Here is a 13,806-nt window from a genome sequence, read left to right as displayed (position 1 = left end):
ATGGGACGGCTCTTGCTGATTGCCGCCGGCGGGACCGGCGGCCACATGTTTCCCGCGCAGGCCCTGGCCGAGGCGATGCTGGCGCAGGGCTGGCGGGTGAAGCTTTCGACGGACGAGCGCGGCGCGCGCTATGTCGGGGGGTTCCCCAAGGGGGTCGAGATCGAGACCGTCGCCTCCGCCACCTTCGCGCGCGGCGGCCCGCTCGCCAAGCTGGCCGCGCCCTTCCGCATCGCGGGCGGCATTCTTTCGGCGGTCTGGGCCCTGCGCCGGGACCGGCCAACCGTTGTCGTGGGTTTTGGCGGCTACCCCACGATCCCCGCGCTGGCGGCGGCGACGATCCTGCGTCTGCCGCGCATGATCCATGAACAGAACGGCGTCCTGGGCCGGGTCAACCGGCTTTTCGCGCTGCGCGTCGATCAGGTGGCTTGCGGCACCTGGCCCACGGAACTGCCCGAGGGCGTGAGCGCGACCCACACCGGCAACCCGGTTCGCGCGGCCGTGCTCGAACGCGCGGGCGCGCCTTATATCCCGCCGGGGGACTACCCGATGAGCCTGCTTGTGATCGGCGGCAGCCAGGGCGCGCGCATCCTCTCCGATATGGTGCCCGCCGCGCTCGCTGCGCTGCCGGCGCGGCAGCGCGGGCACCTGCGCGTCGCCCACCAGGCCCGGCCCGAGGACGCGGACCGGGTCATGGCGGCCTATGCCGCCGCCGGGATCGCGGCCGAGGTCGCGCCCTTCTTCGCCGACGTGCCCCGGCGCCTGTCGGAGGCGCAACTGGTCATCTCCCGCTCCGGTGCTTCCTCGATCGCCGATATCTCGGTCATCGGACGCCCCTCGATCCTCATCCCCTTCGCGGCGGCGGCCGGTGATCACCAGACGGCGAATGCCCATGGCCTTGCAGCGGCGGATGCGGCGGTGCTGATTCCGGAATCGAAGCTTGACGCCGCCACGCTTTGCAGCCATGTCGCCGCGATCCTCGAAAACCCCGGTGCCGCGGTGAAGATGGCCCATGGGGCCCTTGCCTACGGCATCCCGGACGCGACCGGGCGGCTTGCCGTCATGGTCGAGGCTCTGGCAGCGAAAGAAAACAGATGAACGCAGCGGCGACGAAACTTCCCGGCGAGCTTGGCCCCATCCACTTCATCGGCATCGGCGGCATCGGCATGTCCGGCATCGCCGAGGTCCTGATGACGCTGGGCTACCGGGTGCAGGGATCGGACGCCAAGGCGTCGAAGATCACCGACCGCCTCGTCCGGTTGGGTGCCGCCTTCTTCGAAGGCCAGAAGGCCGAGAACATCGGCGAGGCCGCCGTTGTCGTCATCTCTTCCGCCATCAAGCGTGGCAACCCCGAGTTGGAGGAGGCGCGCCAGCGCGGCCTGCCCGTCGTGCGCCGGGCCGAGATGCTGGCCGAGTTGATGCGGCTGCGGTCGAACGTCGCGGTCGCGGGCACGCATGGCAAGACCACCACGACCACGATGGTGGCAACGCTTCTCGACAAGGGCGGCTTCGACCCGACCGTCATCAACGGCGGCATCATCCACGCTTACGGATCAAACGCGCGCGCGGGCGCTGGCGAATGGATGGTGGTCGAGGCCGACGAAAGCGACGGCAGCTTCAACCGCCTGCCCGCGACCATCGCCATCGTCACCAACATCGACCCCGAGCACATGGAGCACTGGGGCACGATCGAAAACCTGCGCAAGGGGTTTTACGACTTCGTCTCCAACATCCCCTTCTACGGGCTGGCCGTCTGCTGCACCGACCACCCGGAGGTGCAGGCGCTGGTCGGGCGCATCGCGGACCGCCGGGTCGTCACCTTTGGCTTCAACGCCCAGGCCGACGTGCGGGCGGTGAACCTGACCTATGAAAACGGGGTCGCGCATTTCGACGTGGCGCTTCAGGGCGAGGGCGAGGGTTCGGTGATCGAGGGCTGCACCCTGCCGATGCCGGGCGACCACAATGTCTCGAACGCTTTGGCCGCGGTCGCGGTCGCGCGCCACCTCGGCATGAAAAAGGACGAGATCCGCGCGGCACTCGCGGCCTTCGGCGGCGTCAACCGCCGCTTCACCAAGGTGGGCGAGGTCGGCGGCGTCACCATCATCGACGATTACGGCCACCACCCGGTGGAGATCGCGGCGGTGCTGAAGGCCGCGCGCCAGGCGACCAAGGGTCGCGTAATCGCCGTCCACCAGCCGCACCGCTACTCGCGCCTGTCGAGCCTCTTCGAGGACTTCTGCACCTGCTTCAACGAGGCCGACGTGGTCGCCATCGCCGAAGTCTACGCGGCGGGCGAGGACCCGATCCCCGGCGCCTCGCGCGATGACCTGGTCGCGGGGCTGATCGCCCACGGCCACCGCCACGCCCGCGCGATCATGGATGAGGGCGACCTTGTGCGCCTGGTCCGCGAACAGGCCCGCCCCGGCGACATGGTCGTCTGCCTCGGCGCCGGCACCATCAGCACCTGGGCCAACGCCCTGCCGGAGCGGCTGAAGGGCTGAGGCCCTATCCCCTTGCGTGACCGCCGGTTTTCGGCCAGCGTTGCGGCATGGTTGAGGCAGCGGATATCAAGGACGGGGAAAGCCTGAGGGCGTGGCTGAGAGGCCGGCCCCAAGGCGACGCGGTCGCCATCGCGCAGCGTATCGCTTGCGGTGTGTTGCCTTTGTTCGGTGCCGAACAACCGACAAGGGCACGCGAACGTCAGTTGACATGGCTGCCACTTCTGCGGGCTTTGCTAACCTCAGGGGTTGCGCGCAAAGATTCAACCCCTGAGGTCAAGGCCGCCGCTCGCGCCTCCGCCCGCGCCGCCCCCACCTACGCCGCCGTCCGCGCCGCCGCCCCCGCCTACGCCGCCGCCCCCGCCTACGTCGCCGCCCGCGCCGCCGCCGCCGCCGCCGCCGCCGCCCGTGCCGCCTACGCCGATGACGCCGCCGCCTCCGCCCGCGCCGCCTTCGCCGACGCCGACGCCGCCGCCCGCGCCGCCGCCCCCGCCATCTCCTTGCTATGGGTGCAGGTGCGGACAGATGCCATTCGGATCGAAAACGGCGAGGATCCTTTGCAAGCGCCCCTTTGGTCCGGCGATCCGCCCGACTGGTTCACCTCTGCCGATGCAAAAATGCGCGCGATCTGGGCGCGCGAGGGCGCCGACCGTTGGGGTTTCTGGACCCGCTGGTGGGACGGGGTGCTGTCGGGCCAGCAACTCGACTGGGACCTCCAGCGCCGCGTGGCGCTTATCCCCGAGGATATATGGAAACAGGGGCCGGACGGGGTTGCTGCGCAGATCCGCGAGATCGAAGATGAATGGCGACGGGAGCAGGAGGCCCTCGGCAAGCTCTCGGCCGTCATCCGCGAAAACCCGTTCGCCTGGCGCATCGACTTCGACCACGCAAAGGTCAAGTTCACCGCCAGCGCCGTCGAAGCGCGCGACATGTCCGACGTCATCCGGGATGTGAGGTCGCTGATCGACGACTTCCACAAGCGCTGCAAGGCGATCCGGGCCGCGAACTTTGGACAGTCAGTGCAACTTGCCTTCAAGCCCGTCATCGACCTGCTGCGTCGTGACATGCGCCGCTATCCCGACCAGCCCTACACATTGTTCAAGGCCATCGAGGCATCGAAGACCGAGATGGAAACCATCGCGCGCGCGGATGGATATTATGGCGAGAGCTACGTCACGCGCTTTCTGTCCGGTCTTGAGGGGTGTGCAGAGGACATATGCCTGACCTCCCCTGAGATCGTGGAGCAATTGAAGCGCAAATCGGATCTTCGCTACGACCTGTGGTCGGCAGAGCGGAAGCGAACGCTGATAACCTCTGCCTTCGGATTGCATTTGGATTCGGACGGCATGCTCAAACGAGCGGCTTTTGAGGCATTGGCCGTGATCTCCGATCCCTCATCCAGCGAGGATGCGAGAAAAAGCGCCTGGTATTTCATGACGGCGGCACTGCCCAGGGCGGCGCGTGCCTTTATCATCGACAAGGCGGAAGCGGGCGAAGGCGCAAAACCAAACAAGGTCAGCCTTGCGAAGAGGTTGATCGAAGCGGCCGATGCCGCGAACAAGCTGGATAAGGGTATCGACGCGCTGCAAGAAAATGTGCCCGAGCTTGCGCATTGGGTGAAAGAGTTCATCGACGGGATGGGCGGCACTCTTTCCTGATCGACTTGGCGGCGCATTCATTGCACCCTTGATCGGCTCATACTAATCAACAGCCATGACAACCTGCCTCGACCACGGTCCGTCCCCATGCCCGCAAAACTGAAGCGCCGCCTTGGGCTTGGGTTGCTGACGGCTTATGGCGTCGGCGTGATCGTCGGTGCGGGGATCTATGTTCTGGTCGGCGCCGTCATCGGGCTTTCGGGTATCTGGGCGCCGCTCGCCTTTCTGATGGCGGGGCTTGTCGCAGTGCCCTCGGCGCTCTCCTACGCCGAGCTTGCGACGCGCATGCCCGAGGCGGCGGGGGAGGTCGCCTTTGTCGAACGCGGCTTCAACTCGACCGCGATCGGGCTGGCGGTCGGGCTGGCGATCGTCCTGATGGGCACGATTTCGGGGGCAGCCGTCCTTCGCGGTGGGGTCGGCTATTTGGGCGCCCTGGTGCCGGTCGCGGAGCCCTGGCTGATCCTCGCGATGGGGCTCGGACTGGTCGCGATCGCGCTGGTGGGGGTTCTGGAAAGCATGGTCTTCGCCGCGGTTTTGACGGCGATCGAGGTCGCGGGCCTGCTGGTGGTCGCGGGCGCCGGCTTCCTGGCGGAGCCGGTCACCGACTGGACCATGCCCGCCGCACCGCACTGGCCGGGCGTGGCCGCCGCAATCTCCTTATGCTTCTTCGCCTTCATCGGTTTCGACAATATCGAGAACATGGCCGAAGAAGTGCGCGACCCCGCCCGGACCCTGCCACGGGCCATCCTGTTGTCGTTGGTCATTACGGCGGTGCTTTACGGCGCGGTGTCGCTGGCCGCCGTCCGGGCCGTACCGCATGCGCTGGTCGCGCAAAGCGAGCGGCCACTGGCGCTTCTGTGGGAAACGGCGACGGGGCGGAGCGCGGTGTTCCTCTCGGCGATCGCGGTGGCGGCGGCGACCAACGGCGTCCTCGCCCAGATCGTCATGACCGCGCGGGTTCTTTTCGGCCTGGGGCGGCGCGTGGGCTGGCTTCGACCCTTTCACCACGCCCATCCGCGTTTCGGCACCCCGGTCCGCGCGACCTTGCTTGTCGGCGCGGGTCTGATCGGGGCCGCGCTGGCGCTGCCGGTGGTGGCGCTGGCAGAGGCGACCTCTGCCGTGCTGCTGACGGTTTTCCTAATGGTCAATGTGGCGCTGATCCTGATCAAGCGCCGCGCGCCCGATGCGCCCTTCCGCGTGCCGGTCTTCGTACCTTGGGTGGGGCTCTTTGCCGCCGGGGCGGCGTTGGCGGCGGCCGCAGGGGCGTTCGGATGACCTTGCAGATCCTTATTTGCCTTTGGGTGATTGCCGCGACGATCACGGCCTTTCTGCCGATGCGGCGCCAATTCGCGCCGGGACTGTTCCTTTTGGGCGCGGCGCCGGTGCTGATCGGCATGGTCGGCCTCGAATACGGGGTGTGGGCGTGTTTCGCAGCGATAGCCGGGTTCGTGTCGATGTTTCGCCGGCCGCTCTTCTATCTGGCGCGCCGGGCGCTTGGGCGGGTGGGCCGCTGATGCTTTCGCTTGCCGCCGCGGCGCTCTGGTTCCTCGTGGCGACGGCGATCGCCTTCACGCCCTCGCGCGATTACCACTGGCGTGCCGCCTACGTCTTGATCGCGGTCGGGCTTCCGATCCTTGCGGGCGTGTTCTGGCAGAACGGCCCTTGGGCCGGGTTGGCCGTCCTGGCGGGGGCGTTGTCGATTCTGCGCTGGCCGGCAATCTACCTGCTGCGGTGGCTCCGCAAATGCGCAAGGCCTAGGGGATGAGCGCCGGAATTGCAGCCCGGCGGCCGCTGACACAACAAAAACAACGGTGTTTTCAACATTGTATTTGACAGAAGGCGCCTGTCGCCGCAGCCTCACAGTAAATTTATCTTGCTAGGGATAGGGGATTGGAATGCGTGTAAGAGTCTTCGGGATGGTGTCGGCGTTGATCTTGGCGAGCGGTCCGGTGCTTGCTGGCGGCATGGCCGAGCCGATCATGGAGCAGGAACCGGTCATCGAGCAGGCGAGTTCTTCGCGCGCGGGGATCATCATCCCGCTGTTGCTTCTGTTGTTCGTTGCGGCAGCCGCGTCGTCCGGCGGTAGCACGCCGGTGCCGATCCCGGACTAAAGGCTTTAGCCAGAGTGGCCCCAGCGTGATGTCGGGGTGTTTGTGAATGGAGTGGAATATGAAATCTAAGGTATTTGCTTGCGCCGCTGCCGTGGCGCTGATTTCGGGGCCGGCTCTGGCCGGCGGCATGGCCGAACCGGTCATGGAGCAGGAGCCCGTCATCGAACAGGCCAGCTCGTCGAGCGCGGGGATCATCATCCCGCTGCTGCTGCTGCTGCTGATCGCGGCGGCGGCGTCCTCGGGCGGAAGCAGCGCCGCGCCGGTAACCGGCGGGACCTGAGCAGGGTCGACTAGGGGCGGGCGCGAACCGACCTTGTGTACCTATGCCTGATCTGATCTTAGAAGAAGGGCCGCTTGTCGGCCCTTTTTCGATTTCTGACGGTGCCGCATGACCGCTCTTCCGCCCGTTCGCGGGCAACTGACCCCGAACCGGCCGCTGGCCGACCTGACCTGGTTGCGCGTCGGCGGGCCTGCGGACTGGCTGTTTCAGCCCGCCGATGAGGACGATCTGGCGGCGTTCCTCGCGGCGCTCGCCCCGTCATTCGCGGTCTTTCCGATGGGCGTGGGCTCCAACCTGATCGTGCGCGATGGGGGCATCCGGGCGGTGGTGATCCGGTTGGGACGGGGGTTCAACGCCATCTCGGTCGAGGGGCGCCGCGTCACGGCCGGCGCGGCGGCGCTTGACGCCCATGTCGCGCGCCGCGCGGCGGAAGCGGGCGTGGATCTGACCTTCCTCCGGACGATCCCCGGCGCGATTGGCGGCGCGGTGCGGATGAATGCAGGCTGCTACGGGTCCTATGTCGCCGACCATTTCGTTTCGGCCAATGCCGTGACGCGGGACGGGCGGTGCGTGACGCTGACGGCGGCGGACCTGAAGTTCCGGTACCGCCAGACCGATCTGCCCGAGGGCTGGGTTATCACCTCGGCCACCTTCGAGGGCGCTGAGGGCGATCCCGCGGCACTTGAGGCGCGGATGGCCGAGCAGATCGCGAAACGCGACGCCACCCAGCCAACCAGGGACCGCTCGGCGGGCTCCACCTTCCGCAACCCGGCGGGGTTCTCCTCGACCGGGCGGGCCGACGATACGCATGAGTTGAAGGCGTGGAAGGTGATCGACGACGCCGGCATGCGCGGCGCGCGGCGGGGCGGCGCGCAGATGAGCGAGAAGCACTCGAATTTCCTGATCAACGCCGGCGGCGCGACCGCTGCCGATCTTGAGGGATTGGGCGAGGAAGTCCGAAAAAGGGTTTTCCAACAAAGCGGTTTGACGTTAGAGTGGGAAATCATGCGCGTCGGCGAACCGGCGGCTGAGGCATAAGCGAATTCAGGGCCCGCAAAGGGTCCGAGAACAGGGGCGCAAAGCCCCGGACAGAGGCGGATTTGGCGGGCAGGTCGAGCAGGACAGCCCCCAAGGTTGCGGTACTGATGGGCGGGCGCTCGGCCGAGCGCGAGGTTTCGCTTGTCAGCGGGCGCGAATGCGCCGCCGCACTGCGGGAGGCGGGGTACGAGGTGGTCGAGGTCGATGCCGGCCGCGACCTGGCCGCGCGCCTGAGCGAACTTCGCCCCGATGTCTGCTTCAACGCCCTCCATGGCCGCTGGGGCGAGGACGGTTGCGTTCAGGGCCTTCTGGAATGGCTGGGCCTGGCCTACACGCATTCGGGCGTCCTGGCCTCCGCGCTGGCCATGGACAAGACGCGGGCCAAGGCGGCATTCGCCGCGGCGGGCCTGCCGGTGGTCGAAAGCCTGATCGCGCCGAAGGCGGAGGTCATGGCGCGCCATGTCATGGCCGCGCCCTATGTGGTCAAGCCCAATGCCGAAGGCTCCTCCGTCGGGGTCTATATCGTGCCGGAGAATGCCAACACCCCGCCGCAACTCGGTCCCGAGATGCCGGACGAGGTGATGGTCGAAACCTATGTGCCGGGGCGGGAGTTGACCTGCACCATCCTTGGCGACCGGGCCTTCTGCGTGACCGAGATCATCACCACCGGCTGGTATGACTATCACGCGAAATACGCGCCGGGCGGATCGCGCCACGTTTGCCCTGCCGATGTTCCCGAGGCTATCACGGCGGCCTGCCGCGATCTGTCGCTGCGGGCCCACCGGGCCTTGGGGTGCCGGGGCCTGTCGCGATCGGATTTCCGCTGGGACGAGGCGCGCGGGCTCGACGGTCTTTTCATCCTGGAGACGAACACCCAGCCGGGCATGACACCCACCTCGCTCGCCCCGGAACAGGCGGCGGCGGAAGGGATGAGCTTTCCCGACCTGTGCCGCTGGATCGTGGAGGATGCGTCATGTGGGCGCTGAGACGGGACCGGCAAGCCCGCTGGCAGGACCCCGTGCGTATCGATCCGGCGCCTTCGCGCCTGGCCTACCGGCTGGATCGGCTGTGGCTGACGCCTCTGGTGCGCCGCTTCACGCGGGTCGGGCTGCCCGCACTGGCGTTGGCGCTGGCGGTCGGGCTTTACCTCAAGGACGAGGGGCGGCGCACCCATCTGGCCTCGGGCTTCGCGCATCTCAAGCAGGATTTGCAGGAACGGCCCGAGTTCATGGTGACCTTCATGCGGATCGACGGCGCCTCAGATCCGGTGGCGGCCGGTATCCGGGCGATGCTGCCGGTCGAGCTTCCGGCGTCGTCCTTCCGCATCGATCTTGAAACCTTCCGCGCGACGATCGCCCAGATCGATGCCGTCGCCTCGGTCGATCTGCGCATTCGTCCGGGGGGCGTCCTCCAGGTTGACGTGACGGAGCGGACGGCCGCGATCCTGTGGCGCACGCCGACGGGGCGGCTGGAGATGCTGGATGCAGAGGGGCATCGGGTCGCGACCCTGACCGCCCGCGAGGCACGCGCCGACCTGGCCGTGATTGCGGGCGATGGGGCGGCCGAACACGTGCAGGAGGCGCTGACGCTTCTGGCGCAGGCGCGCCCGCTGGCTCCGCGCCTGCGCGGTCTGGTTCTGGTGGGGGGGCGGCGCTGGGATCTGGTCCTGGACCGCGACCAGCGCATCCTGTTGCCCGAGGCGAACGCGATCGCGGCCCTGAACCATGTGATCGAGCTTGACCGGGCCGAGGACCTTCTGGCGCGCGATGTCACGGTCGTGGACATGCGCAACGATTACCGCCCCACGATCCGGCTGAGCGAGGCCGCGATCGCGAGCCTCAGGGGTGAAACGGTGGATGAGACAAGGGTGAACGGGCAATGACCGATCTTTACCAGTCGCAACGCGCGATGCGGAACATGCGCCAGGCCGCGATGCAGCGGGGGGTGACCGCGATCCTTGACGTCGGGACCTCGAAGATTGCTTGCCTTGTGCTGCGCTTCGACGGGCCGGAGCTTGAGCGAGAGGATGGGTTGGGCCCCCTCGCAGGCCAGTCGCAGTTCCGCGTGATCGGGGCCGCGACGACGCGCTCGCGCGGTGTCCGCTTCGGAGAGATCCACACGATGCAGGAGACCGAGCGCGCCATCCGCACCGCCGTCCAGGCGGCGCAGAAGATGGCACAGGTGCGCGTCGATCACGTCATCGCCTGCTTCTCCGGCGCGCACCCGCGCAGCTACGGTCTGGCCGGCGATGTGCAACTGACCGAAGGCCAGGTCAGCGAAACCGACGTGGCGCGTGTGCTCGCGGCCTGCGACGTGCCCGACTTCGGCCAGGGACGAGAGGTGCTGCACGCCCACCCGGTCAATTTCGCGGTTGATCACCGCACGGGCTTCGGCGACCCGCGTGGACATGTCGGCAACCGCCTGGCCGTGGACATGCATCTGCTGACCATCGACACGCCCGCCGTCCAGAACCTGCTTTACTGCATCAAGCGCTGCGACCTCGAATTGGCGGGGCTGGCGTCCTCGGCCTATGTCTCGGGTCTGGCGAGCCTCGTGGAGGACGAGCAGGAACTGGGCGCGGCCTGTATCGACATGGGCGGTGGGGCGACCGGGATCTCGATCTTCATCAAGAAGCACATGATCTTCGCCGAAAGCGCGCGGCTGGGGGGCGACCATGTCACGGGCGACATCGCCAAGGGCCTCCAGGTGCCGGTGCCGGTCGCGGAGCGGATCAAGACCATCCACGGCGGCGTCCACGCGACCGGCATGGACGACCGCGAGATGATCGAGATCGGCGGCGACAGCGGCGACTGGGAAAAGGACCGCCGTAAGGTTAGCCGGACCGAGCTGATCGGCATCATGCGCCCCCGGGTCGAGGAGATCCTGGAAGAGGTGCGCGCCATCCTGGATGCGGCCGGATTTGATCAACTGCCCAGCCAGCAGATCGTCCTGACCGGCGGGGCAAGCCAGATCCCCGGCCTTGACGGGCTGGCCGCCCGCATCCTGGGACAGAACGTGCGCCTGGGCCGCCCGCTGCGCGTGCAGGGGCTGCCGCAGGCGGCGACGGGGCCTGCGTTTTCGTCCTCGGTCGGGCTCTGCCTTTTTGCCGCGCATCCGCAGGACGAGTGGTGGGATTTCGAGATCCCGGCCGAGCGTTATCCCGCGCGGTCGTTGCGCAGGGCCGTCAGATGGTTCAAGGACAACTGGTAACCGCAACATTCTGACGACTTGGCGAAATGCCGCCGAACCCGCGAAATATATCTCTATATTTTGTAGCCTGCGGGTGTTTTTTTCGTGACCTCGGCGGCGGCAGTCGATAAAATCGGGTCAATTATGGGGCAAGATGGCCGAAACGGCCGGTAGTACAGGCGGGAACCGATGGCACTGAATCTGACGATGAGCGAGCATGAAGAGCTGAAGCCGCGGATCACGGTCTTCGGTGTCGGTGGTGCGGGTGGCAACGCGGTCAACAACATGATCGCCAAGGCGCTTGAGGGCGTGGAGTTTGTGGTCGCCAATACCGACGCTCAGGCCCTTCAGCAGTCCAAGGCCAATGCCCGCGTCCAGATGGGCGTGAAAGTGACCGAAGGCCTGGGCGCCGGCGCGCGTCCGGCGGTCGGCGCCGCGGCGGCTGAAGAGACGATCGAGGAGATCGTCGATCACCTCGCGGGCGCCCACATGTGCTTCATCACCGCCGGCATGGGCGGCGGCACCGGCACCGGTGCGGCGCCGATCATCGCCCAGGCCGCGCGCGAGCTTGGCGTGCTGACCGTTGGTGTCGTGACCAAACCCTTCCAGTTCGAGGGCGCCAAGCGCATGCGCCAGGCAAACGAGGGGATCGAGGCGCTCCAGAAGGTCGTCGACACGCTGATCATCATTCCGAACCAGAACCTGTTCCGTCTCGCGAACGAAAAGACCACGTTCACCGAGGCCTTCGCGATGGCCGACGACGTGCTCTACCAGGGCGTCAAGGGCGTGACCGATCTGATGGTCCGCCCAGGCCTGATCAACCTCGACTTCGCCGATGTGCGCTCGGTGATGGATGAGATGGGCAAGGCCATGATGGGCACGGGCGAGGCCAGCGGCGAGGATCGCGCGATCCAGGCGGCGGAGAAGGCGATCGCCAACCCGCTTCTGGACGAGATCAGCCTGCGCGGCGCCAAGGGCGTTCTCATCAACATCACCGGCGGCTCCGACCTGACCCTGTTCGAGCTGGACGAGGCCGCGAACCGCATCCGCGAAGAGGTGGACCCGGACGCCAACATCATCGTCGGCTCCACGCTCGACGACCGCATGGACGGGATGATGCGCGTTTCGGTCGTCGCGACCGGCATCGACGCCGCCGTGGCCGATGCCGAGACCCCGGCGCCGCGCCGCAGCCTGGCCGAGCCGCTGACCCAGCGCAGCCAGGCCCCGGTCGAGGTGCCCCGCGCGGCTGAGCCCTCGCCGCAGCCTGCCCCTCAACCGGCGCCTCAGGTCGCCGCCGCGCAAGAGGACCGCACGCTTTTCGACGAGCCCGCGGCTGCGGCCGAAGATGACCTGCCGCCCCCGGCCTACCAGCCGCAGCCCACGGCGGCCCAGGTCGCCCAGGCCCGCAGCCTGCATGTCGAGGATGATGCCGGTGCCTTCGTCGCGCCGCGTCCGCGCGCGCCGGGCACGCCGTCGCCCGAGGCGCTTGCCCGTCTTCAGGCCGCGGTCAGCCGCCAGCCCTCGCAGCAGCCCCAGCCGCAAGCGCGCCAACCGCAGCAGCGCCCGGCCCAGCCGGCGCCGCAACCGGCGGAGCGTCCGCGCTTCGGCATCAACACGCTGATCAACCGGATGACCGGACATGCCTCCGAGCATACCGAGCGGTCAGCGCCCGCAATGCGCCAACAGCCGCGCCTGAGCACGGCCTATGACGACGAGCAGGAGGTCGATCCTGATCAGGAGCGCATCGAAATCCCGGCATTCCTGCGCCGGCAAGCGAACTGAACCTGTAACATTTCATTCACTGGGGCCGAAATCCTTCGGCCCTTTTTCTTTTTTTTACAATACCTTGAGTGGGAAATTTGACCAATCGGCAAGGCGTTGCCCATTCGTGAAGGTTTTGTTTCAGTTCGTTGCAAAGAGTGAATTGAGTGTTCTGCTCCGCGGGTTTACCTCACCCTTGCCGAAAAGACCTTGGGCTTCGTCCCGGCGTTTCGGCCCAGAAAACTCGGGGGCAGTCTTGCAGACGACGATCAGATCCACGGCGACCTTCACCGGCGTTGGCCTGCACTCGGGTCGCGCGGCGCGGATGCGTGTGCACGCCGCTTCGGCCAATTACGGGGTGTGGTTCCGCCGCACCGACGTGATCGGTGCGGACCCGATGGTGCCCGCGATCTGGGATGCGGTGATCCCGGCGCAGCTCTGCACCCGGATCGAGAACGCGGCGGGCGTGTCCGTCTCGACCATTGAACATATCATGGCCGCCCTCGCGGGCTGCGGCGTGCATAACGCGCTGATCGAGATCGACGGCCCCGAAGTTCCGATCCTTGACGGCTCCGCCGCCCCCTTCGTCGCGGGTATCCTGGCCCGTGGGCTGCGCTCGCTTGATGAAACGGTACGCTGCTTCGAGGTCCTTAAGCCGGTTGAGGTGCGCGACGGCGCGGCCTTCGCCCGCCTCGACCCGGCAGAGACGCTTGAGATCGACTTCCGGATCGAGTTTGCGGACGCGGCCATCGGCCGGCAGGAAAAGCACATGACGCTCGCCAACGGCGCCTTCGTGCGGGAGCTTTCCGACAGCCGCACCTTCTGCCGCCAGTCCGATGTGGATGCGATGCGGGCGAATGGGCTTGCGCTGGGTGGCACCTATGAGAACGCCGTGGTCGTAGATGGCGACCGCGTGCTCAGCCCGGGCGGCCTGCGCCACCGGGACGAGGCGGTGCGTCACAAGATGCTCGACGCGCTGGGGGACCTGGCGCTGGCCGGGGCCCCGATCCTGGGCCGTTACACGGGCAACCGGGCGGGCCATGCGATGACCAACCGCCTGCTGCGCGCGCTTTTCGCCGACCCCTCGGCTTTCCGCGTGACCGAGTGCGCGGACGAGCGCCGCGCACGGCTTCCCGGCGTCGGCGTGAGCCGCGCCGACATTCCGGCCGTTGCCTGATCCGACGGCGGTCAAAGGCGTTTTGCGCCCCGGATTTTTCTGTGCTAGGACGTGACGAACCGGCGCGCCTTCGGGCGTGAACGAGCAAGAATTGAAG

Annotated in this window: 14 protein-coding genes; all 14 read left to right on the top strand. The window is 67.4% G+C overall.

The window, feature by feature from the left end:
* On the top strand, positions 1-1,095 hold the full coding sequence (locus OE647_RS06805; RefSeq protein ID WP_263720967.1) for a UDP-N-acetylglucosamine--N-acetylmuramyl-(pentapeptide) pyrophosphoryl-undecaprenol N-acetylglucosamine transferase: 1,095 nt from the start codon (positions 1-3) through the stop codon (positions 1,093-1,095).
* Positions 1,092-2,498: a UDP-N-acetylmuramate--L-alanine ligase gene (gene murC, locus OE647_RS06800; protein ID WP_263720966.1), complete on the top strand. Its 1,407-nt coding sequence runs from the start codon at positions 1,092-1,094 to the stop codon at positions 2,496-2,498. The genes OE647_RS06805 and murC overlap by 4 nt, the downstream gene beginning before the upstream one ends.
* Positions 2,499-2,545: 47 nt before the next feature.
* Positions 2,546-4,153 carry a hypothetical protein gene (locus OE647_RS06795; protein ID WP_263720965.1) on the top strand — a complete coding sequence of 536 codons (1,608 nt, stop codon included), beginning with the start codon at positions 2,546-2,548 and terminating at the stop codon, positions 4,151-4,153.
* An 87-nt stretch (positions 4,154-4,240) separates the two neighbouring features.
* Entirely contained in the window at positions 4,241-5,428 is a 1,188-nt protein-coding gene (locus OE647_RS06790; protein WP_263720964.1) for an APC family permease, read from the top strand.
* On the top strand, positions 5,425-5,667 hold the full coding sequence (locus OE647_RS06785; RefSeq protein ID WP_263720963.1) for a DUF2484 family protein: 243 nt from the start codon (positions 5,425-5,427) through the stop codon (positions 5,665-5,667). Before OE647_RS06790 ends, OE647_RS06785 begins: the two co-directional genes overlap by 4 nt.
* Complete coding sequence (locus OE647_RS06780; RefSeq protein WP_412174930.1) at positions 5,667-5,918, top strand: DUF2484 family protein; 252 nt, start codon at positions 5,667-5,669, stop codon at positions 5,916-5,918. Before OE647_RS06785 ends, OE647_RS06780 begins: the two co-directional genes overlap by 1 nt.
* Positions 5,919-6,048: 130 nt before the next feature.
* A complete protein-coding gene (locus OE647_RS06775; RefSeq protein ID WP_263720962.1) occupies positions 6,049-6,264 on the top strand; it encodes a hypothetical protein in 216 nt (71 codons plus the stop codon).
* 58 nt (positions 6,265-6,322) lie between these two features.
* Entirely contained in the window at positions 6,323-6,544 is a 222-nt protein-coding gene (locus OE647_RS06770; protein ID WP_263720961.1) for a hypothetical protein, read from the top strand.
* 108 nt (positions 6,545-6,652) lie between these two features.
* Complete coding sequence (murB, locus tag OE647_RS06765) at positions 6,653-7,582, top strand: UDP-N-acetylmuramate dehydrogenase (RefSeq protein ID WP_263720960.1); 930 nt, start codon at positions 6,653-6,655, stop codon at positions 7,580-7,582.
* Positions 7,583-7,644: 62 nt separating this feature from the next.
* Positions 7,645-8,568, top strand: a complete 924-nt coding sequence (locus OE647_RS06760; protein WP_263720959.1) for a D-alanine--D-alanine ligase — start codon at positions 7,645-7,647, stop codon at positions 8,566-8,568.
* Complete coding sequence (locus OE647_RS06755) at positions 8,556-9,464, top strand: cell division protein FtsQ/DivIB (protein ID WP_263720958.1); 909 nt, start codon at positions 8,556-8,558, stop codon at positions 9,462-9,464. The genes OE647_RS06760 and OE647_RS06755 overlap by 13 nt, the downstream gene beginning before the upstream one ends.
* A complete protein-coding gene (gene ftsA / locus OE647_RS06750; RefSeq protein ID WP_263720957.1) occupies positions 9,461-10,792 on the top strand; it encodes a cell division protein FtsA in 1,332 nt (443 codons plus the stop codon). The genes OE647_RS06755 and ftsA overlap by 4 nt, the downstream gene beginning before the upstream one ends.
* Before the next feature lie 168 nt (positions 10,793-10,960).
* Positions 10,961-12,553 carry a cell division protein FtsZ gene (gene ftsZ / locus OE647_RS06745; protein ID WP_263720956.1) on the top strand — a complete coding sequence of 531 codons (1,593 nt, stop codon included), beginning with the start codon at positions 10,961-10,963 and terminating at the stop codon, positions 12,551-12,553.
* 235 nt (positions 12,554-12,788) lie between these two features.
* Positions 12,789-13,709 carry a UDP-3-O-acyl-N-acetylglucosamine deacetylase gene (gene lpxC, locus OE647_RS06740; protein ID WP_263720955.1) on the top strand — a complete coding sequence of 307 codons (921 nt, stop codon included), beginning with the start codon at positions 12,789-12,791 and terminating at the stop codon, positions 13,707-13,709.
* The last annotated feature ends 97 nt before the right edge of the window (positions 13,710-13,806 follow it).

This window comes from Albidovulum sediminicola (assembly GCF_025751575.1).
GTDB classification, from domain to species: Bacteria; Pseudomonadota; Alphaproteobacteria; order Rhodobacterales; family Rhodobacteraceae; genus Albidovulum; species Albidovulum sediminicola.
This window is presented reverse-complemented; position numbering and strand designations above follow the sequence as displayed.